Annotated in this window: 25 protein-coding genes and 1 pseudogene; 14 read left to right on the forward strand and 12 right to left on the reverse strand. The window is 67.8% G+C overall.

What is annotated here, in order from left to right:
- The first annotated feature begins 9 nt into the window (after positions 1–9).
- Positions 10–372 (forward strand): hypothetical protein, encoded by a 363-nt coding sequence (locus tag NATPE_RS02685; RefSeq protein WP_006180737.1) that lies wholly within the window; start codon positions 10–12, stop codon positions 370–372.
- Between the two features lie 14 nt (positions 373–386).
- Here the strand turns inward: NATPE_RS02685 and NATPE_RS02690 are convergent, their stop codons facing one another.
- The 3 genes from NATPE_RS02690 to NATPE_RS02700 form a co-directional block, all read right to left on the reverse strand.
- Positions 387–1,382: a fumarylacetoacetate hydrolase family protein gene (locus NATPE_RS02690; RefSeq protein WP_006180738.1), complete on the reverse strand. Its 996-nt coding sequence runs from the start codon at positions 1,380–1,382 to the stop codon at positions 387–389.
- The gene (locus NATPE_RS02695; RefSeq protein WP_006180739.1) at positions 1,379–2,203 is read right to left on the reverse strand and encodes a cyclase family protein; all 825 of its coding nucleotides are present in this window, start codon (positions 2,201–2,203) and stop codon (positions 1,379–1,381) included. The genes NATPE_RS02690 and NATPE_RS02695 overlap by 4 nt, the downstream gene beginning before the upstream one ends.
- 83 nt (positions 2,204–2,286) lie before the next feature.
- On the reverse strand, positions 2,287–4,293 hold the full coding sequence (locus tag NATPE_RS02700; protein WP_006180740.1) for an SLC13 family permease: 2,007 nt from the start codon (positions 4,291–4,293) through the stop codon (positions 2,287–2,289).
- Positions 4,294–4,534: 241 nt separating this feature from the next.
- Between NATPE_RS02700 and NATPE_RS02705 the strand changes: the two genes are divergently transcribed.
- Positions 4,535–5,626: a geranylgeranyl reductase family protein gene (locus tag NATPE_RS02705; protein ID WP_006180741.1), complete on the forward strand. Its 1,092-nt coding sequence runs from the start codon at positions 4,535–4,537 to the stop codon at positions 5,624–5,626.
- Between the two features lie 88 nt (positions 5,627–5,714).
- Complete coding sequence (locus NATPE_RS02710; RefSeq protein WP_006180742.1) at positions 5,715–7,151, forward strand: MATE family efflux transporter; 1,437 nt, start codon at positions 5,715–5,717, stop codon at positions 7,149–7,151.
- Between the two features lie 173 nt (positions 7,152–7,324).
- Here NATPE_RS02710 and NATPE_RS02715 read toward each other — a convergent pair whose 3' ends face one another.
- The gene (locus tag NATPE_RS02715; RefSeq protein WP_015298720.1) at positions 7,325–8,683 is read right to left on the reverse strand and encodes a TIGR00341 family protein; all 1,359 of its coding nucleotides are present in this window, start codon (positions 8,681–8,683) and stop codon (positions 7,325–7,327) included.
- Between the two features lie 168 nt (positions 8,684–8,851).
- On the opposite strand from NATPE_RS02715, the gene NATPE_RS02720 reads away from it, so the two are divergent.
- Positions 8,852–9,274, forward strand: coding sequence for a hypothetical protein (locus tag NATPE_RS02720; protein ID WP_015298721.1), 423 nt, complete (start codon positions 8,852–8,854; stop codon positions 9,272–9,274).
- 139 nt (positions 9,275–9,413) lie between these two features.
- Here the strand turns inward: NATPE_RS02720 and NATPE_RS02725 are convergent, their stop codons facing one another.
- Positions 9,414–9,821, reverse strand: a complete 408-nt coding sequence (locus NATPE_RS02725) for a hypothetical protein (RefSeq protein WP_006180746.1) — start codon at positions 9,819–9,821, stop codon at positions 9,414–9,416.
- Positions 9,822–9,988: 167 nt separating this feature from the next.
- Between NATPE_RS02725 and NATPE_RS02730 the strand changes: the two genes are divergently transcribed.
- From NATPE_RS02730 to NATPE_RS02745, 4 genes are all read left to right on the forward strand, one after another.
- A complete protein-coding gene (locus tag NATPE_RS02730; RefSeq protein ID WP_006180747.1) occupies positions 9,989–10,648 on the forward strand; it encodes a helix-turn-helix domain-containing protein in 660 nt (219 codons plus the stop codon).
- Positions 10,649–10,719: 71 nt separating this feature from the next.
- Positions 10,720–11,001 carry a 4a-hydroxytetrahydrobiopterin dehydratase gene (locus tag NATPE_RS02735; protein ID WP_006180748.1) on the forward strand — a complete coding sequence of 94 codons (282 nt, stop codon included), beginning with the start codon at positions 10,720–10,722 and terminating at the stop codon, positions 10,999–11,001.
- A gap of 7 nt (positions 11,002–11,008) precedes the next feature.
- A complete protein-coding gene (lwrS, locus tag NATPE_RS02740) occupies positions 11,009–11,401 on the forward strand; it encodes an LWR-salt protein (RefSeq protein WP_006180749.1) in 393 nt (130 codons plus the stop codon).
- 294 nt (positions 11,402–11,695) lie between these two features.
- Positions 11,696–12,256: an HTH domain-containing protein gene (locus NATPE_RS02745; protein ID WP_015298722.1), complete on the forward strand. Its 561-nt coding sequence runs from the start codon at positions 11,696–11,698 to the stop codon at positions 12,254–12,256.
- A gap of 47 nt (positions 12,257–12,303) precedes the next feature.
- On the opposite strand, the gene NATPE_RS02750 is transcribed toward NATPE_RS02745, so the two are convergent.
- A complete protein-coding gene (locus NATPE_RS02750) occupies positions 12,304–12,732 on the reverse strand; it encodes a VOC family protein (protein ID WP_006180751.1) in 429 nt (142 codons plus the stop codon).
- 1 nt (position 12,733) lies between these two features.
- Positions 12,734–13,105: a cupin domain-containing protein gene (locus NATPE_RS02755; protein ID WP_006180752.1), complete on the reverse strand. Its 372-nt coding sequence runs from the start codon at positions 13,103–13,105 to the stop codon at positions 12,734–12,736.
- An 83-nt stretch (positions 13,106–13,188) separates the two neighbouring features.
- Here NATPE_RS02755 and NATPE_RS02760 point away from each other — a divergent pair, with 83 nt between their 5' ends.
- The 5 genes from NATPE_RS02760 (at position 13,189) to NATPE_RS02780 (ending at position 17,160) form a co-directional block, all read left to right on the forward strand.
- On the forward strand, positions 13,189–14,082 hold the full coding sequence (locus tag NATPE_RS02760) for an ABC transporter substrate-binding protein (protein WP_006180753.1): 894 nt from the start codon (positions 13,189–13,191) through the stop codon (positions 14,080–14,082).
- Between the two features lie 9 nt (positions 14,083–14,091).
- Positions 14,092–15,111, forward strand: a complete 1,020-nt coding sequence (locus NATPE_RS02765; protein ID WP_006180754.1) for an ABC transporter substrate-binding protein — start codon at positions 14,092–14,094, stop codon at positions 15,109–15,111.
- Positions 15,108–16,091, forward strand: coding sequence for an ABC transporter substrate-binding protein (locus NATPE_RS02770; protein WP_006180755.1), 984 nt, complete (start codon positions 15,108–15,110; stop codon positions 16,089–16,091). Before NATPE_RS02765 ends, NATPE_RS02770 begins: the two co-directional genes overlap by 4 nt.
- Positions 16,092–16,238: 147 nt before the next feature.
- A complete protein-coding gene (locus tag NATPE_RS02775; protein ID WP_006180756.1) occupies positions 16,239–16,874 on the forward strand; it encodes an HAD family hydrolase in 636 nt (211 codons plus the stop codon).
- 91 nt (positions 16,875–16,965) lie between these two features.
- Complete coding sequence (locus NATPE_RS02780; RefSeq protein WP_006180757.1) at positions 16,966–17,160, forward strand: hypothetical protein; 195 nt, start codon at positions 16,966–16,968, stop codon at positions 17,158–17,160.
- Positions 17,161–17,182: 22 nt separating this feature from the next.
- On the opposite strand, the gene NATPE_RS02785 is transcribed toward NATPE_RS02780, so the two are convergent.
- Complete coding sequence (locus NATPE_RS02785) at positions 17,183–17,443, reverse strand: glutathione S-transferase N-terminal domain-containing protein (RefSeq protein ID WP_006180758.1); 261 nt, start codon at positions 17,441–17,443, stop codon at positions 17,183–17,185.
- 142 nt (positions 17,444–17,585) lie between these two features.
- On the opposite strand from NATPE_RS02785, the pseudogene NATPE_RS02790 reads away from it, so the two are divergent.
- Positions 17,586–17,915: pseudogene (locus NATPE_RS02790) on the forward strand (hypothetical protein).
- Between the two features lie 182 nt (positions 17,916–18,097).
- Here the strand turns inward: NATPE_RS02790 and hemA are convergent.
- From hemA to NATPE_RS02810, 4 genes are all read right to left on the reverse strand, one after another.
- Complete coding sequence (gene hemA, locus NATPE_RS02795) at positions 18,098–19,420, reverse strand: glutamyl-tRNA reductase (protein WP_006180761.1); 1,323 nt, start codon at positions 19,418–19,420, stop codon at positions 18,098–18,100.
- Positions 19,420–20,073, reverse strand: a complete 654-nt coding sequence (locus NATPE_RS02800) for a precorrin-2 dehydrogenase/sirohydrochlorin ferrochelatase family protein (RefSeq protein WP_015298723.1) — start codon at positions 20,071–20,073, stop codon at positions 19,420–19,422. The genes hemA and NATPE_RS02800 overlap by 1 nt, the downstream gene beginning before the upstream one ends.
- A gap of 29 nt (positions 20,074–20,102) precedes the next feature.
- Positions 20,103–21,185, reverse strand: coding sequence for a siroheme decarboxylase subunit beta (gene ahbB / locus NATPE_RS02805; RefSeq protein ID WP_006180763.1), 1,083 nt, complete (start codon positions 21,183–21,185; stop codon positions 20,103–20,105).
- A gap of 253 nt (positions 21,186–21,438) precedes the next feature.
- A complete protein-coding gene (locus tag NATPE_RS02810; RefSeq protein WP_006180764.1) occupies positions 21,439–21,855 on the reverse strand; it encodes a DUF5778 family protein in 417 nt (138 codons plus the stop codon).
- Between the last annotated feature and the right edge of the window lie 124 nt (positions 21,856–21,979).

The following is a 21,979-nucleotide window of genomic DNA, read 5'->3' on the forward strand; positions in this document are numbered from 1 at the left end:
AGACGAACCATGAACAGAGCGCTCCCCGCCGGGTTCGGAATCGGGCTGGCCGCCGGCGGCACCCTCCGTGTCGCGTTCGGGTCGAACTGGTTTCTAGTCGCCGCCACAGTCGCGCTGTACGCCGGCTGGGGCTATTTTGCCGTCGCGTACCGTCGGCTACTGGTCTCCGAGTTCCCCGCGTTCGACCGCTCGACGGATCGGCTCGGCTACGGGATCGGGCTGTTCGGGCTCGGTGTCGGTCCCGTCGCCGTCAGCCAGCAGTTCACGACGGGCGACGTGAGTCTCCAGTTCTTCGTCGCCTATCTCGGCGTCGTCGGGTTCCTGCTCACCTCGAGCGCCGCGGCGGCCGAGAGCGAGCGCGACGCCGGGTAGCGCCGCGGACCGCGCTACTCGACGACCGTGTGTTCGAGGGTACCGATCCCTTCGACGCCGAGTTCGACGGTGTCGCCGTCCTCGAGCCACTGTCCCAGCTCGAGCCCACAGCCCTCGCCGACGGTACCGCTGCCGATGACGTCGCCGGGGTGGAGCGTCTCGGACTGGGAGATGTGTTCGATGATCTCGGCGAAGGAGTGGTACATCTCGTCGACCGTTCCTTCGGACCAGACCTCGCCGTCGATCCGGGCGGTCATCGGTGCCGAGAGGACGTCGATGTCCTCGCGCGGGACGAAGTAGGGGCCCAGCCCGTTCGCGAAGTCCTTGCCCTTCGCGGGACCGAGCCGCCCCTCCATCTCCTTGCCCTGGATGTCGCGGGCGCTGAAGTCGTTGAAGACGGTGTAGCCGGCGATGTGGTCCTCGGCTTCTTCAGCGGAGATGTCCCGGCCGCGCTCCCCGATCACCGCCGCGATCTCGAGTTCGTAGTCCATGATCTGTGAGTAGTCGGGCCACTGGATCGTCTCGCCGGGCGCGACGACGCTGTCGGCGTTGCCCTTGTAGTAGACCGGCAGTTCGTACCAGACGTCGGCGATCTCGCCGTCCATACTGTTTTGGACGTGTTCCTCGATGGCCATGCAATCGCGCAGCGAGTTGGGACGCGGCAGCGGCGCGAGCAGCCGGTACGCGCCGGGTTCGTACCGGAGTTTCGCGCCGTCGGGGCCGCGCTCGGCATCGGTCTCGGCCGCGTACGCGAGGGCCTCGCGGGCATCCGCGATCGCCCGGTCGCCGCGCTCGAGGAAGGCGGTCATCTCCGGCGGGACGTGTGTGTGGGCTAGATCAGCGGGTGCCGGCTCGCCCTCGGACTCGAGGGCCGCGCCGTAGGCCGCGGTGAGATCGACGAGAGTCGCGTCACCGGCCGCGCTGTCGCCGGACTCACTGGACTCGTCGACGGCACCGATGCGTTCGACCGGACCGACGGGCGTGTCGACTTCGAACGTTGCGAGTTTCATGTGGTATCACCTCCCGTCTCGTCCCCGATAAGGGCGACCGGCCGCACCCAGCCCGCGCTCCCGTTCTCGATTTTGATGGGGAACGCGACAAGGGGGATGTCGGTCTTGCGCGGCAGCGCGTCGAGGTTGGCCATCTTCTCGATCTGGCAGTACTCGACTTCGCGGCCGGCGAAGTGGGCCGGCCACAGTTCGTCCTCGTCGCCTGATTCGACGTAGCTCTCGCCCATCGCCGCGAATGGCTTGTCGAAGCCGTAGGCGTCGGTGCCGATCACCTTGATTCCCTGCTCGACGAGATATTTGGTCCCCTCGGCGCTCATCCCGGGGAACTCGGTCAGATACTCGGGCTGGCCCCACAGCTCGTCGGCCCCGGTCTGGAGCAGGACGATCTCGCCCGGTGAGAGCTCGTGATCGAGGTCGTCGAGGGCGGCCTCGAGGTCCGCGACCCCGATCTCCTCACCGGGATCCATGGACCGGAAATCCAGCACGACGGCCGACCCGCGACACCACTCGAGGGGGATCTCGTCGATCGTCTTCGCGGGCTCGCCGTCGACCTCGGGGCCGTAGTGCCACGGCGCGTCGAGGTGGGTGCCGGCGTGGGGGATCACTGCGAGGTCCTCCCACGCCAGCCCCATCCCCTCGGGGAAGTCCGCGGGTTCGACGTCGTACCCCTGTTCCTGCAGGTTTTCGGCGAGTCGCTTCGCGCCCGCCTTGTGATCGAATGCGTCGATCGCCGGCGGCGTCGGCTCGCTCGGCGCTCCGTCCTCGAGACCGATGCTGAGATCGATTAGTTCGGCCTCGTCGAATGTCAACAGTTCGCTCATGATAGCCACGACTGGGGGAACCCATTTGAAACTGACTCACAAGCGACTCTCTGGTCGAGGCCGACGGTCGCGACCGCCGGCGATCAGAGTCCCCAGATGAGCGTAATACCGACGGTCGTGACGACCGCCAGCAACAACTGGAGCGGGCCGCCGACACGCAGGAAGTCGGTGAACTCGTAGCCGCCGGGCCCGTAGACCATCAGGTTCGTCTGGTAGCCGACCGGCGTCATGAACGACGTCGCGGAGGCAAACAGCACTGCGAGAAGAAACGAAAACGGCGCAGCGCCGAGACTCGTCGCCGCGTCGACCGCGATCGGGATCATCAGCACGACCGTCGCGACGGGCGTGATGACGTTCGCGAGCAGCCCCGTGACGACGGTAAACAGCAGCAATACCGCCACGAGCGGCAGGTAGGTGGCCGCCGATACCAACCCGGTCGCGATGACCGCCGAACCGCCGGTGGCCTCGAGGGCGATCCCCAGCGGGATGACCCCCGCCAGCAGGAAGACGACGTTCCACGAGACGGCGTCGTAGGCGTCATCGATCGAGAGACAGCCGCTGACGACCATCAGGAAGACGCCGGCGAAGGCCGCGATCACGATCGAGAGCAGCCCCAGCGCGGCCGCGCCGATAACGCCGGCCATGATCCCGATCGCGATCGGCGTTTTCGGCGACAGCGGCGCGACGTCCTCGAGGTCGGCGTCCGCCAGCCGATCGACGGCGTCGTCGACGACGAGCAGGTCGTTCGACGTGGTGAAGTGGTCGATCGCGTCGTCGGAAGTCTGGAGCAGGAGGAGGTCGCCGGGGGCGAGTCGGACGTCCGCGAGGTCCGTTCGGAGGAGGTCGCCGCCCCGGCGGACCGCCAGCACGGTCGTCCCGAAGAACTCCCGGAGGGCCGTCTCGCCGAGGCGCTCGCCGGCGAACGCCGACGACTCGGGAACGACGGCCTTCGCGAGGACGTCCTCGCTCGGGGCCTCCTCGAACGTCTCCTCGGTCACCGACTCCCGGGCCAGCTGGTGTACCCGCTGGGCCTCGACGAATCGGTTGATCGCCTGCAGGCTCCCGTGGACCGTGAGCAGGTCTCCCTCGCGGATCCGCTCGTCGGTCGCGGCCGCGACGAACGACTCGCCATCAGCGGGGATCGACGCCGCGTCCGCCTCGAGTTGCGTCCGGCCGTCGCCGGAGCGCTGGCCGGGGGTCGACGCCTCGGGTCCCGCCTCGAGGGTCGCCTCCCGATCGCCGTCGTACTCGAGGACGCGGTCCGCCGACGCGGTTTCGCCGTCACTCCCGTCGCCCGCCCGGCGGAGCTGGAGAACGCGGACGTCCGCGTCCGCGCGTGCCTCGAGGTCGTCGACCGTCCGCCCGACCGGTGCCGAATCGGCCCGCACCCGGACCGTCGCGAGGTGGTCCTCGAGTTCGAACTCCTCGACGAGGTCGGCGTCGACCGGGATCCGTGCGGGCGTCAGCCACCGACCGACGGTCGCGAGGTATGCGAGCCCGACCAGTAGAATCACGACGCCGAGCGCGGAGAACTCGAACATGCCGATCGGCTCGCGGCCGAGCAGTTCGACGGCGAACTCGCTGGCCAGCAGGTTCGTCGACGTGCCGATCAGCGTCAGCGTGCCGCCCAGAATCGCCGCGTACGACAGCGGCAGGAGGAGCTTCGACGGGGAGATCCCGGTCTTCTCCGCGAGGTCGGTGATCATCGGGACGAAGATCGCCACGATCGGCGTGTTGTTGATAAAGCCCGCGAGCGGACCGGTCGTACAGATCGTCGCCAGCAGTGCCCGCTTCTCGCTGCCGTTCGTGATCGTCGCGAGATAGACGCCGAGACGTTGGACCACGCCCGTTCCCTGAATCGCCGCACTGAGCATGTACATGGCGACGATCGTCACCGTCGCGGTGTTGGCGAACCCGGAGATGGCCGCTCTGGGACCGACGCCGGTCATCGGCTCGAGGGCCGCCAGCGAGACGATGATCCCGATCGCGGTCACGTCGGTGGGGATCGCCTCGGTCACGAACAGGACGAGCGCGACGGCGATGAGGCCGAAGACGACCAGCGCACCGGTCGAGAGGTCCGCGGGGATCACGGTGCGATCAGCTCGCGTTCGCCCCGGGCCATCGCCCGTCTCTCGGTCGGAGTCGGCGCTTGCGTCGCGTTCATATCGTGTGAGATCGGACAACTCACAAAACTGTATCCGTTTATCGACTGTCAGTCACCGGTCCCGACCATCGTCGGCGTCGGTCGACGGCCGGGACGTTTCGAACGTGTCCGACGGCAGCGAGCGAATCTCGAGAACCTATTTACCGTCCGGCGTGAACGTCCCGAGCATGTACGATTTCGTCGTCGTCGGCGTCGGCCCGCCGGGGGCGCGGTTCGCCCGCCGGGCCGCCGAGGAAGGCTACGACGTCCTCGCCCTCGAGCAGGGGACGATCGGCGAGCCGCTCGCCTGCTCGGGCCACGTGAGTACGGATGTCTGGGAGTTCACCGGCGAGGGGGCCCGCGAGGACCTCTTTCAGAACGAGATCTACGGCGCGCGCTTTCACGTCGGCGGACCCGGCAGCGACGCCTACCCCTTCTACAAGGACACCGTCGCGTCGAACGTCATCGACCGTGTCGGACTCGACCGCCACCTCGCCGAGTTGGCCCGCGAGGCGGGCGCAGACGTCCGCGAGAACCACACCGTCACCGGCGTCACCGAACGCCGCGACCGGGTCGCGATCGTCGCCAGCGGCCCCGACGGCCGCCTCGAGGTCGAGGCGAAGATGGTCGCGGGCTGTGACGGGCCGCGCTCGCGGGTGCGGGACGAACTCGGCCTCCCACAGCCCGGTGAGTTCCTCCACGGCGTCCTCGCCTTTTCGGAGGAGGACGATCACCAGGACTTCGTCGACGTCCATCTCACGCCGCCGACGTTCTTCGCGTGGCGCATTCCCCGCGGCGAGGCCGGCGTCGAGTACGGGCTGGCCGCCCCGCCGGGCGTGCAGGTCACCAAGCACTTCGAAGAGCTGATCGACGGCTACGAGATCGACGTCTCCCATCGTTGTTCGGGCGCGATTCCGGTCGGGCCGCCCGATCGGGTGACGTCCCGACGGGCGTTCCTCATCGGGGATGCGGCCGCCCAGACCAAGCCCTTCACCGGCGGCGGCATCCTCTATAGCATGACCAGCGCCGATCACGCCGCCCGCGAGATCGACCCCGACCGGCCGACCACGCTGGCGGCCTACGAACGGGCCTGGCGCGACGACTTGGCGCGCGAACAGCGACTCGGGCACTGGATCCGACGCGCATACTCGCTGCCCGAACCCGTCCAGCGGCTGGGACTGGGCGCGCTGTCGGGCGAGATCGGCGTCCACATGGACCGGCCGACCTCGCTGGTGTCGCCGACTCACCTGAAAGCGATGCTCTCGCGGCTGCGCGGGTAGGCGCTTCGCGGGCTCCACGCGGGAGGAAAGGCCGCCTCGAGTGCCGGAGCCGACAGACCGAAGGCGTCGGTCACGCAACGGGGGAGCGATGACGGGCCAGCAGTGGCGGGCGGCCGCGATCGAGGTCGTCGCCGGACTCTTGGAGCGAGCCGGTATCATCGACGGGGAGCGGTTTCGCCCGACGATGGAGTTGGCCTGGCCGCGGATCGTCACCGGCTTCGCGATCATGTCCAAGCAGACGGCCGACCTCGCGATGGTCGGGGCCGCCGTCGGGACGGCCGGCACGGCGGGGCTGGCCTTCGCGCTCGGCTACTGGCAGATCGTCACGCTGCTGGGACTCGGGGTCGCGGGCGGGACCGTCACGCTCGTCTCGCAGAACTACGGCGGCGAGGCGACCGACCGCGCGTCGGTGGCGGTCAACCAGAGCGTCGTCCTCGCGACCGCGCTGGCGACCCCGATCGCGGTCCTGTTCCTCGCCGTCCCCGGCCCCCTAATCGCCCTGCTCGGCTCCGGGCCGGACGCGCTCGTCCACGGGCGGATCTACCTCGTCTACGTCGCGCCCGCGGTGGTCTTCGAACTGCTGAACCTGATCGCCAGCCGGACCTATACCGGCGTCGGCGACACGTTCACCGAGATGGTCGCCCGTGCCGGCGGCGCGGTCCTCAACGTCGTCCTCAGTGGGCTGTTGATCTTCGGCTTCGGCCTCGGTGCCGCGGGCGCGGCCATCGGGACGACCCTCGCCAGCGGGTTCGTGACGGTCGTCCTCACGTGGGGGATGCTCGGGCGCTCCTACGGCCGGCTCGGGATGGAGCCAAGCCCCGTCCCGATCACCCGATCCGGGCCGTGGTTCGAGCCGACGCTGTTGCGCCAACTGATCGAGATTTCCCTGCCGGAGATCGGCCGCCGACTCGCGCAGGGGGCGGTCGTCTTCCCGCTGTTGTGGATCGCCGCCTCCTTCGGCCCGGTCGTCGTGACGGCGCTCGAGGTCGGCCGGCGGGTGCGGGCCCTGATCAACAGCGTCAACTGGGGGCTGTCGCTGGCCGCGAGTTCGCTCGTCGGCCAACACCTCGGTGCGGGCGAGGAAGCGGAGGCGGGGGCCTATGGCGCGGCGATCATCCGGCTCTCGACGGTGATCTACGCCGTCGCGGGGGCGCTGGTCGTGGTCTTCGCGCGGCCGATCGCGGGGCTGTTCGTGAGCGATCCCGCAGCAGTCACCCAGGCCGCGGTCTTCGTCGCCGTCGGCGCGGTCAGTTCGGTCGGCTACGGGCTCGACGGAGCGGCTGCCGGGGCCTTGCTCGGTGCCGGCGACACCCGCTGGCCGTTCGTCGCCTCGCTGCTTGGCCGGTACGCCTTCGCGCTCCCCGCGGCCGCGCTCGGACTCGTCACGCCGCTTGCCGTCGGCGGGCTCTACCTCGCACTCTTCCTCGAGACGAGCGTCCCCGGCGGAATCAACTACTGGCTGTTCCGTAGCGGGCGCTGGAAGGCGGTGAGCCGGCGGTACCGGCCGTCGTCGGAGCCCGGCTGACGGCGAGCGTCGACGCGAACCCGCCGCGGGAATCGAACCGACGCGGTCGAGCGTGACCCGGGAAGACGACGAGATCCCCGATCGGCTGTCGAGTCGCCTTATACGGTTTCCGTCGTCGCCAGTGGGGCCGCAGGACGGTCGCGATCCCACCGGGATCGGGACAGCAGCCCGTATCAGCGATCGTTCGCGGTCCGCAACGCCGTGTCCCCGTCCCCGTCCCCGTCCCCGTTTCCATCCTCACCCCGCTCCTCGGCGACGACGTACTGGACTTCGACGACCAGCGACCCATCGCTGTGGGGCCTGATCGCCTCGTAGAGTCGATCGGCGAGGCCCGATTCCGGGCCGGGTTCGCGCTCGGAGACCGTCACGACGACCCGGTCGACCGACTGAATCGGGTAGTCACCGTCGAGTTCGACTACGACATCGTCGCTCTCGAGCCCGTCGTAGCGGGGCTGTGCGAGGACGGCGTCGACCTCGTCCTCGGCAGCGGACTCAAGTTCCGTCGTGTGAAAGTCAAGCAGCGTGACGCTTGCCAGCGGCGCGGCGAGTACCAACAGTCCGACCCCGAAGATCACTGCATACGTGTAGGTCGGTGTCCGCGTCGGCGACACTTCGAACAGTCCCTGCGGACGGTAGCCGGCGATCCACAGCGTCGCCAGCGCGGCGAGATTGATCGACAGGAGGTTGACGACCACGAGGGCGGCGGCTCCGGTCGCCGCGCCGGACATCCCCCAGGCAACCGTGATCCCGACCGCGGCCGACGGCGGGATCAGCGCCGCGGCGATCATCACGCCGACGATGGCCTCCGAAAAGCCCCGCGTGAGACTCAGGATGCCGGCGATCCCCGCTCCCAGCGCGACCGCCAGCGAGAACAGGTTCGGTGCGACCCGCTCCTCGAGTTCGGTGGCGACGACGATGTCGACCCCGGCGGGCTCGAGGCCAGCCAGCCGAGCCAGCATCGCGAGGGCGATCGAGGCGACGACGACCATCGTTACGCCGGCGATCTGATAGGTGAAGCCAGTCCGTTTGAGCCGGCCGTCGCCGGTCACGATGCCGACGTTGGCGGCCAGCGCGGGCCCCAGAAGCGGCGCGATGACCATCGCCCCGATCACGACCGCCGGCGAATCGGCCAGCAGCCCCGCGGTGGCGACGACCGCGCTGATCAGTAGCATGACCGTATAGATCGCGAAGGGCGGCGTGAGTTCGTCCGCCTTCGTCCGGAGTACCTGCCGCGAGGTACGCGAGCCCGTCTGACCGCCGCGGCTGTATCGCTCGCGAAGCGTCGCGAACTCCTCGGAGACGACCGTTTCGGCGTTGATCACGACGACGCTGACCTCGTCGCCGATGCCGGCCCGCTCGAGCCGATCGAGCAGCGGTTCGACGGCCTGGGTCGGGACCGGAAACCGAACGACGGCCGCCTCCCCTCGGCCGCTGGTCTCGTCGCTGACGACGTAGTCGAACCCCTCGTCCTCGAGGACGTCGAGAACGGCCCGTCGCTTCCCCTCGGGGACCGTGATCTCGAGATAGCGCATACTGTGGCCACACTGGTGTCGTGGATAGTATTCGGGTCGGCAGTGGACGGGTTCGATTCCCGCAGGCATCTCAGTTCGAACTGACACCCGATCGGAAGAGTACAATCTAAACCAGAAGAATACGGATGGCCTCGAAGTAATTATTTCCTTCGATTAGTGTGATCTAGTATGGAACGAAGAGAACTATTGGCGATATCCGGGACGATGTTGCTTAGCGGGTGCGGTGTGTTCGACTCGAGGGTCCGACTCGGCGGGGTTCGCCTCGAAAACTTCGATGCGAAATCGAGAGAGGTCGACATCCGCATCAAGAAGGACGGCAATATCGTCTACGACGAGACGGTTTCGATCGACTCGCCCTCGGACACCGTCTCGACTCGGATTATCGATTGTCCATGGGATACTGACGCAAAGAGTGCGTATTCCGTGTCCGCGAAAGTGTTCGACCGAGCGGAGTGGACCGAACTCGCGCTGGACAAGGAAGGTGGTGCCTGCCAGTGGGTTTCGGTTCAGTGTGAGAACGATGGAATTCATTTGGACTCCAGAAACTGTAACGACTATCCTGAGACGCCGTGTGATCTACCCGCTCGTTGAGCCCGATGCAGGGGTCACAGACAGCAGTCTGTGTGACCAGCGTATCCGTTCACCGAATACCGGGGCTATCGATATCGTTACGTTCCCCTAGTCGCAATCGGGTTGCGGCCCGCACCCGCACGGGAGCGTGCAGTGCCCCCTACTCGTCCGTCCCGACGATCCCGCAGGCGATCGCTTCGGGCTCGAGCAGATCCTCGCCGTCGACGGCGTCGGGATGGACGACGAGGATGGTGTCGTCGGGCAACTCGCCCTCGACGCGCACGCCACAGCCTAGGACTGACTCGAGGTCGCCGACGTCGTCGATCCCGGACTCGCGGTCGATACACAGGTCGGCGTTGGCCCGCGAGCAGACGACTACGAGCGCCCCTGGCTCGAGGTGTTCGCTCTCGGCGGCCTCGAGTAGGGTCTCGAGCGTGTCGGCGCGGACGGCCTCGAGCGAGCGGACGGTCACGCGATCGGTATCGGTGTCTGGCGCTCGCTGGGACTGGGTGCGGACGCGGGCGGCCAGTTCCGCGAAGTCGGTCGTGGCGTCGAGATCGGTGGTCATGGGCGGTCGTCGTCGGGCGGTGGCCTTGAGAACCCGGCCGGCCAGTTCCGGCCCTCGAGGGTCGCCGCGAGGGGATTCGTCCGCGACGGAAACGGCGGTATCAGCCAGCGCGACAGTCAGGTTCGTCGCGACAGCGGTTTTTAGGCACCGACGGTGTACGACGCTCGATGTCGACGATAGCCGATCTCCGGCTGCCGGCCGCGGAAACGGCGCTTGCCACCGCCTTCGAGCGCGCGCCGGCGGCCACGTTCGAACTCGAGTCCTCGGTATCGAAGACCCGCCCCTCGCTGTGGGTGGCCGACGTGGATCGCGAGACGGTCGACGCCGCCTTCGACGCGGACCCGTCGGTCGCGGCCGCCGAACTGCTCGTCGAAACCGATTCCCGGCTCCTGTACGACGTGACGTTCGCCGACGACGCGGGGACGACCCGCCTCTGGGAGGATCTGCTAGTGGATGGCGGTTCCCTGCTCGAGGCCCGGGCCAGCGACGGCTGGTGGCAGGTGACGGTCCGCTACCGGGACCGCGAGACGCTCTGTGAGGCCTACGAGCGGCTGCTCGATCGGGGAATCAACGTCGAACTCCGGCGCGTGACCGACGTGACCGATACCGGCGGCCACGCGACGCGACTCACGCCCGAACAACAGGAGGCCTTAGAGGCCGCGCTCGAGTACGGCTACTTCGAGATCCCGCGCGGGGTGTCGATGGAGGAGTTGGCCGACGAGCTAGGGATCTCGCATCAGGCGCTCTCCGAGCGGTTCCGCCGGGCCTACGAGACGCTGGTCGACGCCGAACTCCAGCCGGCCGGCGAGGGGTCGCGGTTCGATTGACCGCCGACCCCGCCGCCCTCAGGGACGAACGCGGCACAATCGTTATTTGACTGGCTTGCGTTCGGCTCCACATGGCTGATCTGCTTTCCGACGACGAGATCGAGGCGGAACTCCCCGACGGCTGGGACCGCGAGGGGGACGAGATCGTTCGGATCTACGAGTTCGACGACTACCTCCGCGGGGTCAACTTCGCCCAGATGGTCGGTGAGATCGCCGAGGCCCAGTTCCACCACCCCGAAATCATCATCCGCTACGCCGAACTCGAGATCCGATTGACCTCCCACGAGGAAGGCGGCATCACCGGGGACGACATCGAGATGGCGGAACTGATTGAGGCCGAACGCGGGGACTGAACCGGCCGTGGACGCCCGCTACGTCTTCCGCGTTCGCGTCCGCATAGAGCCCGCTCGGGCGGCCGTCTCGCTCGAGCCCGACAGCGCCGAGACGACGGTGACGCTCTATCGGGATGCACCCAAACCGGGGACGGAGGGGTGGCTGTTCTTCCGGAACACGCTCTGGCGCGGCGCGGTCGGCGACGACGACTACGCCCGCCGGCTCGCCGCGGAGTGGCTGGGCGTTCCCGAACGGACCGTCGACGCCGTCGACTTCCGCGAACTCCAGACCGACGAGGCGTACCTCGACGCGCTAAAGGAAGCGATCGCGGCCGATCTCGAGGCGTTCAAGGCCGACGACGTCGACGACGCGCTCTCGAAGTATCTGGGCTCGAGCATCCGCGTGACCGATGGCGACTGACAGTCGATGGCGATGATCGCGTCACGGGAACGGGGTCTCGGGACCCGCAGATAATGGGTGTTGGTAACACCCTTCGCCTATCTTTATATACTCGCTTGTGGCCGCTGTTGGTGATGATCGCGAGCGAACACCGATCGGCGGTTCGGGAGAGACGCGGCTCACGAGGGGCGCGACGTGTCGTGCGTTCCGTCCGCGGCGGCTGGACAGGCCCCGGACGAACGCTCGGGCCGGCGGACGTTCTCGCCGTCGAAGGACGCATCGGCGCAGCAGCCGTCGGACCGACCGGAGGTGACGATGTCCGACCGTGAGCCCGCCGTGTCACTGATCGCCGACCCCGATACGGGCGGAGCGATCGGGATCGACTGTTACGTCCGCTCGAGCGTCCCGGCCGCCGTCTCCGAACGGATCGCTGCGGTCACCGAGCGGCTTCGGACGCTTCGCGATCGGGGCTACCTCGACGAGTTGCGAATCGACCAGTGGCCGTCCCAGCACGCGACGGGACCGATGCGGACCCGCGACGAACTCGTCGCCGAGTTCGAACGCTGGGCGGACCGACACGACTACTGCCTCGAGCCGGGGTTTCGCCGCCGAACGGTCCCACGCTCGCCGTTCGGCGTCGACGTCGAATCGCACGAACGGGTCCGCGTCCCGCTGGTGGCGCTGGCGCTCTACGAGTACGCGGGCGACGGCGAGACGCTGCGGGCCGTCCTCCCGTGTACGGAACTCTCCTACACCGGCGACGAACGGACCTACACCGTCGACGAGTGGCTCACCGCGGTCGAGACGCGGGCGTTCGACGAACCGGTGCGTGCGTCTCGGATCGACGGTCCGTCTCCGCTTGAAGGGCAACAGTAACCGACGGCCGGGCGACACTCGAGCCAGCCCGGACCGCCGACTCGGGACTACGCCACGTCGTCGTGGGTCAACAGCGGTCGTGTTCGCTCGCCCGCGGGCGGCTCGTAGGTGATGACCTCGAGCAGGTTCCCGTCGGGATCGAGGAAATAGAACCCCTCGAACTCGCCCCAGTCGTAGGGTCCCTGGTTCGGGAACTGGCCCTCGAGTCGGTCCAGCAACGCGTCGTAGTCCGCGCGGTCGGTCTCGAACGCCAGATGGGCCTTGTCGAGGGGGTGATCGAGGCCCGTCTGATCCCAGTTCTCGGCACGGCCGGTTGCGGCCAGCGTGACGACCGTCTCGCCGGCCCGGAACATCGCGTGATCGCCCTGAAAGTCGTCGGGCGGTCTGACTACCTCCAGGCCGAGCGTCTCCCGGTAGAACTCGTAGCAGGGCTCGAGCGCGTCGACGTCGACGTTGATGTGATCGACGGCGTCCATGCTACGACTCCGGTTCGACCCGCGATCGCGACGGGGTTCGTCGCCACGCTGGCTCCTCTCGGGGCGGCGCGAGGACGCCGATGCCGACGGCCGCCTCGTCGGTTCGGTTCTCCGCACCGTGGCGCTCGTGGGGGTGGAACAGGTACGCGTCGCCGGCCCGGAGCGGGTACTCCTCGCCGTCGACGACGGCGACGAGTTCCCCCTCGAGGACGAACCCGATCTGTTCGTTCGCGTGCGTGTGCGAGGGCAGCGTCGCCCCCGGTTCGATCCGCCAGTAGACCATGCTCGCCCGTTCGCCCGCCTGGAGATCCGCCAGCGACACCCCGTCGGCGACCTCCTCGGACGCCGCGTCGGTCGTCGAAACTCGTTCCATGGGAACAGGGACCACTCCCCACGCCGACACTGATAAACGTATCATGAAAACCCTTTAAGCCCCTCTTCGGTGTGGGGTGTCCCATGCTAGCACAGAAATCGGTCCGACTGTTCCACCTCCCGTTCTCGTTCATGCTCCCACAGAAGGTAGCCGCCGAGGCGGGATACTTCCGCGAGGAGGGGCTCGCGGTCGAATTGGTCGAACGGGACCGGCGCGACGTCTCCGTCAAGTACATCCCCGCCGAGGAGACGCTGACCGGGGCGTACGACGTGGATCTCTACCCCATCTGTAAGTGGGAGAGCATCCGCCGGACGTGGGAGATGGACGACGGCCGAATCGTCGCCAACGGAACGTTCGCGAACCTTCCCTACACCGTCGTGACCCGTCCCGACTCCGATATCGAGTCCCCGGCCGACCTCGCGAACGTCCCGGTCGGCGTCAACCTGCGAACGGGGCAAGAGTACACCGCACGGAAGGCCCTCGAGGACCACCTCGAGCCCGACGAGATCGACCTCGTCGGCTGCGGAATGCCGACCGACCGGCTACAGGCGCTTTACGAGGGACGGGTCGACGCCGTGACACTCATCGACCCACACACCACCCTCGCCGACCACCTCGGCTTCCAGCGGCTGCTCGAGTACGACAACCACATGGGAATCGTCGGCGACGAGAGCATCGATCGGGACGTCCTCGAGGCGTTCCTCCGGGCCTACGGCCGCGCGGTCGAGGACGTCAACGCGCGCCCGGAGGCCTACCGCGAGACCTACCTCGAGTTGCTCGCGGCCGACGCCGCGGTCGCGCCCGACCTGTTCGACGATGTGGACATGGACGCGGTTCGCGAGGATCTCACCGTCCCACGCTACGAAGTACCCGACCCGGTCGACCCCGACGAACTCGACGGTCACCTCGAGTGGATGCGAGCGCGCGGCCTGATCGACGAGGAGGCGACGATCGACGACATCGTCGCGTCGCTGTGAGTTCCAGCCATGACCGACATCGACATCAGTACCCAACAGGCGGCAATCGACGAGTATCAGGGCGACCCCGGCGACCGACCCGTTCTGCGGGCCCGGTTCGAACACAACGGTAGCCCGCGGTACCTGCTCTATACGATCAAGCGGTTCGGCTACGATCACGACCATGGGTTCCACCTCGACCTGCAACTGGTCTCGGACGAACTGGACGAGGGCCGCGAGACCGTCGAGGCGAAACTGCAGGAGGGCGACGCCGACCTGATCGATATCGACTACGTCTCGACGGCGCGGGAGCGCACCGCGGGCGCGCCGATCGTCGCCTTCCATCCCTACGGCCGGACGGTCGGCGGCCTCGTCGTCCCCGAGGACTCCCCGATCGACGGGCTCGATGCCCTCTCGGGCCACCGGATCGGCGTCGTCAGACGCCTCGACAAGAACTGGATCCTCGTCCGGGCGGCCTGCCGCGAGTTCCACGGCTTCGATCCCGACGAGACGGCCACCCCGGTCGAGGCCGGCTCGAAGGTCGAACTCACCCGGCTGCTCGAGGACGGCGAGGTCGACGGCGTCCTCCAGTTCTGGCAGATAATTCCCGAAATCGTCGAAACCGGGCCGTATCGCGAGGTCCTCCCGATGTCGCGGGTGGTCGACCGGCTCGCGGACGCCGATGCCGGCGGTGAGGATCGACCGATTCCCGTCTCGACGTTCCTGACGAGCGAGGACTACCTCGCGGCTCACCCCGATGCAGTTCGTGGGTTCCAAGGCGCGTATCGCGACGCGGTCGACCGGTTGCAACGCGACGACGACCTTTGGGACGAGATCGGCGAGCGGCTCATGTACGAGGACGATCCCGCCGTCGTCCGAGCCGTGCGGGACCGGTGGCGCGAGATGGTCGTCCGCGACTGGGACGAGGGCACCGTCGACGGGATGGAACGGCTGTTCGACCGACTGAAAGGAGTCGCCGGCGCGGACGCCCTCGGCGTCGCGGAACTCCCCGACGGGCTGTTCCGGCTCGACCTCGAGGTGGAAGCATGAGCGGACCCGCTCCGCTCGCCTTCCAACTCAACTGGGAGCCCAACGGCTTCCAAGCGCCGTATTTCCTCGCCCGCGAGGCGGGCCACTACGAGGCCGAGGGGCTCGCCGTCGAGTTCGTCGAGGGCCACGGCTCGCCGTACGCGGCCGAACGCGCGGCCCAGGGCGACGCCGATATCGCACTGGCCGGGGCCAGCGCCGTCCTGGCGAAACGGAGCGAGGGGTTCGAGCCGCGGGCGATCGCCGCGGTGACCCAGAAGACGCCCGCGGCCGTCTACACCTTGCGCGACGTCTTCGGCGAGCCCCTCTCCGAGCCCGAACAGCTGGCCGGCCGGACCGTCGCGCCATCCGCGACGAAGACCCGGATCCTCACGGCACAGTTGCTCGAGGACGCGGGGATCCGCGACGAGGTCGACCTGCTCGAGGTCGATCCTCACACCCACCACCGCGTCCAGCACAAGGTGATCGACGGGACCGTCGACGCGGCGGTCGGCGTCGTCACGAACGGGATCGAGATCGGCCGCGAACACGACCGGACGCCCGACGAACTGCCGATCGGTGAGTTCCTCGATATCTACGGAATGACGCTGGTCACGAGTCCCGAGTTCGCGGCCGACCACCCCGGACGGCTCCGATCGTTCCTCCGGGCGACCGCCCGCGGTTGGGCCGACGCGACCCGCGACCCCGAACGGGCGATCGACGTCCTCGTCGACCGGAACGCTACCCTCGAGCGCAATCGAGCGATCGAGCGGTTGAAATTCGAGACCGCCGCCAACCGGCTGCAGTTCACGCCGTACGTCCGCGACCACGGCTGGGGGGCACAGGACCCCGACCGCTGGCAGCGACTCGGCGAGACGCTGTCCGAGACGGCGCTGCTCGAGGGCGAGATCGACCCCGACGCCGCGTGGACCGACGAGTTCCGGCCCGACGACGAGCAACTGGTGGCAGAGTACGCCGACCGGGCGCGACCGACGGCGGACTGAGACGCTTTGTCGTCCCGATTTCCCGGTGGGACCGCAGGGCGGTCGCGGTCCTCCCGGCGATGACGGACAGGAGACCGTCCGAGACCGGGCTGGACCCGCGTTCGGGCGACAGGCATTTACTCCGGTAGCCGCTACATTTGTGTCCGAATGACCCTCGACCACGACTACGACTTCTGGTTGCTCGATCTCGACGGGACCCTCGTCGACGTCGAGTGGTCCTACACGCGGGGGGTCTTCGACCGGGTCGGCGACCGGCTCGGTCGCGAGTTTTCCGATCGGCAGGCAGAGATCATCTGGAACGGCCTGACCGGCTCCCGGGACCGCCAACTCGAGGCGTGGGGGGTCGATCCCGACGCGTTCTGGACGGCCTTCCACGAGGAGGAGGACCCGATCGAGCGGGCCGAACGGACCTACCTCCACGAAGACGCCGCCGTCGTCGGCGATCTCGAGGTGCCGGTCGGGCTGGTCACACACTGCCAGGAGTTTCTCACCGAGCCCGTCCTGGATCACCTCGACATCCACGACTGGTTCGACGCGCGGCTGTGCTGTACCGAGGAGACCGGCTGGAAGCCGGATCCGACCCCCGTCGAGCGGGTGATGAACGACCTCGGCGTCGGCCACAACGGCCACCGCGGCGTCCTCGCGGGCGACGGGGCCTGTGACGTGGGTGCGGCCTGGAACGCCGGCCTCGACGCCATCCACGTCGAGCGCGTCGGCCACGAGCAACGGGGCCGCTGCGTTCTCGGGGACCACCGGGTCACGTCCTTCGACGAACTGTACTGACCGGCCTCGTCGTTCGGCCGCTTCGAGAGCGATGGACGACCCACCGCCTCACCGAAAGGGCTTCAGGAGTCCAGTCGGATTCGGAGTCACGATGAAGTACTGTCTCGACTGCGACTGGCACACGGCCGCCGCCGACTCCGACCAGCGCGACCGCTCTCGAGCGGCGATCGACCACTACGTCGAAACGGGCCACACGATCGACTCGAGCGAGTCGCTCGTCCGACCGACGACGCCCGACGGACTCGGGACGGTTCTGGCTCGCGACCTGACTCCCTCGAGCGACTGATGTATCGAACCGCCGGCCGTCGCTACCCGTAGTACTCCTCGAGATAGTCGACGATCTCGTCGCTCTCGTAGCGCTGTTCTTGCCGGTCGGTGTCGACGAGAAAGGGGATGGCGTCCTTGCCACCGAGATCCGTCATGGCCTCGTGGGCCCATTCGTTGAGAACCTCGCCGTCGCTTCCGGGCCGACGGGGGTTGTGAATCACGTACGAGACGCCGAGTTCCGTCAACGTCTCCCGAACCGTCGCGCTATGCGGGCAGTCCTCCGCCTGATAGAGTTCGAGCATTCGTCGGTCCGACCACACGGATCGGCATCAACGTTGGCCGGGCAGCCGCCGGCGTCGACCGGTCACCTAACCGTCGTATTCACGCCATCTTACCATTATTTCGACAGGAAAGCTTATGCCGGGACCCTCGCGTTATCGAGCCATGGCACGCGACACTCCGGTACAGAACAGTACAGCCGCGGACGCCACCCAGACACTTCCGAACCTCGTCACGATCGTCGGACGGGGCGTTCCATCGAACTTCGAGATCTCGGTCGACGGCGACCTCGAGATGCTGGCCGACGACCCTGTGGCCGAGGGGACCGTCGTCTCCGGCGGCGTCGCCGAGGGGGCGATCGATGTCGGCGTCCAGCGGTTCCGGTTTTCGGGATAGATGGCGAACGTTCGACTCGTCGACTGGAACGGCAACGAGGCCGCCGACTCCGCGAGCGTTCCGACGGTTCACGTCGAGTACGGCTCAGCACAGCGATAAGCAGTCGCGACACCCCGCGGACCCGGGTAGGGTTTTCCGGCTCACGACGCTTCGATAGTCGCCACTGACAGTCAATGTACATCCGATTGCACGACAGCGTTGCGATCAGTGGTTTCAGCGGTTCCTATCACGACGGCCCCGCGGCTCTCGACGGTTGATCGGCTCCTCGAGAACGGTACCGGTCAATCGTCGTCGGTTGCGCCGATGCTCGCCTCGCCGCTCCCGGTGTTGGGAGCGATCGAGGGGGGAGCGATCGGACCGTCGTTCTCGCCGAACTCCGGATCGAACAGCTGCAAGGCGGTGTGGATCGTACTCCAGTCGTCCTCGGCCGCGGCCTCTCGCAGGCTCTTGGTCGGCGCGGCGAGCAGTTGGTTGATCAGCGAGTCGGCCATCGACTCGAGGACCTCGCGGTGTTGCTCCGACGGCTCCTCGAGATGCGAGAGGGCGGTCTCGACCTCTCGGTCCTTCATCCGCTCGGCGGCCTCGTACATCGCCGCGATGGCCTCGTCGGCGCGGGCGCGCTTGTACTGTTCGGTCAGGAGATCGAACTCCCGATCGACGATCGCCTCGACCTCGCGAGCGGCGTCGGTGCGTTTGTCGCGTGTCTCCGCAGTAATCGACTCGAGGTCGTCCAGATCGAAGACCCGAACGGACGACAGGTCGTCGGCCGCCGGGGCAACGTCTCTGGGCTGGCCCAGATCGACGACGACCTGCTCGCTCGGGCCCTCGAGATGGCGGGGTTCGAGGACCGGCTCCTCGCTGCCGGTCGCCGTGACGACGACGTCGGCGCGCGAGGCGACGGAATCGAGCGCCTCGAGCGGCGCAGCCTCGGCGTCGGTGTCGGCCTCGAGGTCGTCGACGAGGTGGTCGGCGTGGGCGACGGTCCGGTTGGCGATGACGACTTCCGCGACGTCGGCGGCCGCGAGACTCCGCGCGGCGAGTTGCCCCATCTCGCCGGCCCCGACGACCAGCGCGGTCGCGTCCTCGAGCGCGATCTCCTCGGCGGCCCGGCGGGTCGCGGCCGAGCCAAGCGAGACGACGCCCTCGTTGATCGCGGTCTCGGTGCGGGCGCGTTCGCCGACGTGGATCGCCTTCGTGACGCCGGCCTCGAGCATCGAGCCGATGCCGCCGGCGTCGCGCGAATCCTCGTAGGCGGTCCGGACCTGCCCGATGATCTGGTCCTCGCCGAGGATCACCGACTCGAGGCCGGCGGCGACACGCATGAGATGGCGTAAGCTCTCGTCGTGGTCGGTCACGACGACTGCCTCGTCCGCGACGCCGGCGAAGAACTCCTCGAGGGCGGCTCGACCGACGGCGTGGTCCGGCCCGACGACGTAGGCTTCGACCCGGTTGCACGTCGAGAGGACGTATGCCTCCTCGACGTCGGGAACGGCCAGCAGCTCCTCAACGGCGCTTGACTGGCCGTCGGGACTGGCAGCGGCGAGCTGGTCGACGCTACCGCTTCCGTGTGTCACTCGCGCCGCAGTGACGACTCCGGTCGACATCACGTTCGATCACCCCCTGAGTGTTCCTCGCCGAGCACGTCCTCGATCACTTGGGCACAGTTGGAAGTACCCGTACGTAAAGCTGTCCAAAGGTCCGGGGAATTGACGACGTCGGTGACGATCGCCCGGCGGCGCTCCGCCGGCACGTCGCGGGCCTTGAGTTCCGCCCGCAACTCGCCACAGACCCGTGCCATCTCGCCGGCCCCCGAAAGCGTCTCCTCGAGTTCTTCACGAAGGTACTTGCTCAGTGCGGGCGCGGTGCCGCCGGTCGCGACGGCGACGGTCACCGGGTCCTCGCGGACGGTCGCGGGGACGACGACGCTGCCGACGTCGCGTTCCCCCGAGCGATCGGCACGGTTGACCAACGCCCCCCGCTCGCGGGCCGCGTCGGCGACGGCCTCGTTGACCGCCGCGTCGTCGGTCGCGGCGACGACCAGCGCGGGCTCGATCCGCTCGAGCCACGCCGGGACGTCCGCGGGGTCGGGCGCGGCTCGGACCCGTTCGGCCCCGCCGAACTCGCGATCGGCGAAGGCCGGGCTGACGACGATCACCCGTGCCTCGCGGGCGAACCGCCGGGCCTTTCGGGACCCGACGGGACCGCCGCCGAAGATCAGCACCGTCTCGTTCGTGAAATCGTGCAAAAGCGGTATCATCGTAGGCGATATGTGTCAGGCGGTCGGCGCTACTGCTCTCTCGTGTTCGCATCGGCTCGTTCCGCCATTCGTATGCCGGTCTTCTTCAAGATCTGCGTTGAGTGCAAGGTATCCCAGTCGTTGGCCGTTACGTCCCAGTACTCCTCCATCCGTTCCCGAACCTGTTCGACTCGCTGCTGGCTTTCGGCCTCGCTACGGCCGTGAGTCATCGCGAAGAAGTTGTACGGCCAGACGCCCTCGTGACGCGGCCGCCGGTAACAGTGTGTCACGAACGGAAGCGCGGCGATTTCGGGGCCGACCTCGGGGACGATTTCATCGGGGACGTTCCAGACCGTCATGCCGTTTTCCGTGTACCCCAGGGCGTAGTGATTCGGCACGACACCGATCCGGCGGATCTTGCCCTCGCGGTCGAACCGTTTGATCGTCTCGAGGACCCACTCGCGGTCCTGCCCGATCGCGTCGGCGACGTCGGCGTAGGGCGTCGCCGTCAGGGGCATGCCGCCCTGGACCTCGATCACGAGGTCGCGTTCGGCCGGGGCAAGCGTCGCCGCGTCGGTCGGCTCGATCGCGGGCCCCAGATCCGAGCGGTCGATGCCGGCTGCCTCGATATCCCCGTCGCCGTCCAGCGGGCCGTCGACGTAGAACTTGGCCTCGACGCGGAACTCCCGCTTTTTCGGCAGATTGTACGTCTCCTGTCCCGTTTCGGCCTCGATCTCGTCGAGGACGGTTTCGACGCGGTCCTCGTCTGCGACGCTGACGACGAACCAGACGTTGAGGTGGGGGTGTTCGCGCTCGTAGTTGTGGGCCACCTCGCGGTGGTCGTTGACCGTCTCGACGATCTCGTCGAACCGGTCCTCGGGGGCGTGCATGGCGACCAGCGTCGCCGCGCCGCCGATCTCCTGGGCGTTGACGAGCGGCCCGAACCGCGAGAGAACGCCCCGGTCGTCGAGGTCGCGGATCGTCTCGAGCAGCTCGGTGGCCGTAATGTCGACCCCGTGGTCGCGCATGGCGGCTGCCGCCGGTTCGAACGGTCGTTCCACGACGGGGAACCCGCCCTGATAGGCGTTGACGACCGCCCGCTCGCGCTCCGTGAGATCGACGTCCGTGGTCATACGAACCCCTCGGGACTGACGGTGTATAAGCGGAGTGGAACCTCGGATCCAGCCGTCCACACGGCCGGCAGTCTCCTGCCGACGGTTCACTCCAGTAGTGCGGTATCGGTCGGTATGAAGCGGGTCGTCGACTCGAAATATCCGTCTGACCCGCTTTGCGGGCACGACGGCCGGCATCGTCCTGCACCCCGAACACGTCGGCCGACCGACAGCGGTTCGGGCACCGGCTGTCGGTCACACGCGACGATCTGCGTTACTCGCCTTCGACGCCGGTCACGTCGAACCCCAACTCGCGGATCCCCTCGAGGATGGCTTCGTGGTCGGCCGTGGCCCGGTAGTAGATGACGATGTCGAAGCTACCCTCGCGCAGCAGTTGCTGACACTCCCAGACGAACTCCTCGTCCGCCAGCGTCAGACCCTGGTGCTGGTTCGAGGAGAAGTCGGGGTCGTCGTTGCCCGAGTGGACGAAACAGTCCGTCGGGTCGTAGCCGGACTGTTCGGCGATGATGTCGCCGACGTCGATCGTCGCCTGCATCATCTTGACGTCCTCCTGGCCGTCGTAGTCGGTGTGGACGATCGCCCCGTTGAGATCGATCTCGCCGGGCTCGAGCAGTGCCTTGGTCCGCTGGTAGAGGTCCTCGTCGATCGGCTGTTGGTTCGCGTCTGCCATTGTCAGAACCGTGAGGGGCCGGGCCCAAAGCCGTCACGGTTCGGACGGGCTGATCGACCCGTCGTTCGGCGGGATTTTACCCATCTCGACACACGGTATCAAACCGGTTTCGCGCTCGGAGAAT

This window comes from Natrinema pellirubrum DSM 15624, from assembly GCF_000230735.2.
In the GTDB taxonomy this organism is placed as follows: domain Archaea; phylum Halobacteriota; class Halobacteria; order Halobacteriales; family Natrialbaceae; genus Natrinema; species Natrinema pellirubrum.

What these genes read in the sequence shown, in the direction of transcription:
- NATPE_RS02695 (WP_006180739.1), bottom strand. Translation starts at nt 2,203, where the DNA reads ATGAGCGAACTGTTGACATTCGACGAGGCCGAACTAATCGATCTCAGC.
- NATPE_RS02755 (WP_006180752.1), bottom strand. Translation starts at nt 13,105, where the DNA reads ATGGAACGAGTTTCGACGACCGACGCGGCGTCCGAGGAGGTCGCCGAC.
- hemA (WP_006180761.1), bottom strand. Translation starts at nt 19,420, where the DNA reads ATGTCGACCGGAGTCGTCACTGCGGCGCGAGTGACACACGGAAGCGGT.
- NATPE_RS02750 (WP_006180751.1), bottom strand. Translation starts at nt 12,732, where the DNA reads ATGGACGCCGTCGATCACATCAACGTCGACGTCGACGCGCTCGAGCCC.
- NATPE_RS02745 (WP_015298722.1), top strand. Translation starts at nt 11,696, where the DNA reads ATGTCCGACCGTGAGCCCGCCGTGTCACTGATCGCCGACCCCGATACG.
- ahbB (WP_006180763.1), bottom strand. Translation starts at nt 21,185, where the DNA reads ATGACCACGGACGTCGATCTCACGGAGCGCGAGCGGGCGGTCGTCAAC.
- NATPE_RS02800 (WP_015298723.1), bottom strand. Translation starts at nt 20,073, where the DNA reads ATGATACCGCTTTTGCACGATTTCACGAACGAGACGGTGCTGATCTTC.
- NATPE_RS02765 (WP_006180754.1), top strand. Translation starts at nt 14,092, where the DNA reads ATGACCGACATCGACATCAGTACCCAACAGGCGGCAATCGACGAGTAT.
- NATPE_RS02710 (WP_006180742.1), top strand. Translation starts at nt 5,715, where the DNA reads ATGACGGGCCAGCAGTGGCGGGCGGCCGCGATCGAGGTCGTCGCCGGA.
- NATPE_RS02775 (WP_006180756.1), top strand. Translation starts at nt 16,239, where the DNA reads ATGACCCTCGACCACGACTACGACTTCTGGTTGCTCGATCTCGACGGG.
- NATPE_RS02730 (WP_006180747.1), top strand. Translation starts at nt 9,989, where the DNA reads ATGTCGACGATAGCCGATCTCCGGCTGCCGGCCGCGGAAACGGCGCTT.
- NATPE_RS02780 (WP_006180757.1), top strand. Translation starts at nt 16,966, where the DNA reads ATGAAGTACTGTCTCGACTGCGACTGGCACACGGCCGCCGCCGACTCC.
- NATPE_RS02685 (WP_006180737.1), top strand. Translation starts at nt 10, where the DNA reads ATGAACAGAGCGCTCCCCGCCGGGTTCGGAATCGGGCTGGCCGCCGGC.
- NATPE_RS02760 (WP_006180753.1), top strand. Translation starts at nt 13,189, where the DNA reads ATGCTAGCACAGAAATCGGTCCGACTGTTCCACCTCCCGTTCTCGTTC.
- NATPE_RS02720 (WP_015298721.1), top strand. Translation starts at nt 8,852, where the DNA reads ATGGAACGAAGAGAACTATTGGCGATATCCGGGACGATGTTGCTTAGC.
- NATPE_RS02735 (WP_006180748.1), top strand. Translation starts at nt 10,720, where the DNA reads ATGGCTGATCTGCTTTCCGACGACGAGATCGAGGCGGAACTCCCCGAC.
- NATPE_RS02785 (WP_006180758.1), bottom strand. Translation starts at nt 17,443, where the DNA reads ATGCTCGAACTCTATCAGGCGGAGGACTGCCCGCATAGCGCGACGGTT.
- NATPE_RS02770 (WP_006180755.1), top strand. Translation starts at nt 15,108, where the DNA reads ATGAGCGGACCCGCTCCGCTCGCCTTCCAACTCAACTGGGAGCCCAAC.
- NATPE_RS02810 (WP_006180764.1), bottom strand. Translation starts at nt 21,855, where the DNA reads ATGGCAGACGCGAACCAACAGCCGATCGACGAGGACCTCTACCAGCGG.
- NATPE_RS02690 (WP_006180738.1), bottom strand. Translation starts at nt 1,382, where the DNA reads ATGAAACTCGCAACGTTCGAAGTCGACACGCCCGTCGGTCCGGTCGAA.
- NATPE_RS02715 (WP_015298720.1), bottom strand. Translation starts at nt 8,683, where the DNA reads ATGCGCTATCTCGAGATCACGGTCCCCGAGGGGAAGCGACGGGCCGTT.
- NATPE_RS02725 (WP_006180746.1), bottom strand. Translation starts at nt 9,821, where the DNA reads ATGACCACCGATCTCGACGCCACGACCGACTTCGCGGAACTGGCCGCC.
- NATPE_RS02705 (WP_006180741.1), top strand. Translation starts at nt 4,535, where the DNA reads ATGTACGATTTCGTCGTCGTCGGCGTCGGCCCGCCGGGGGCGCGGTTC.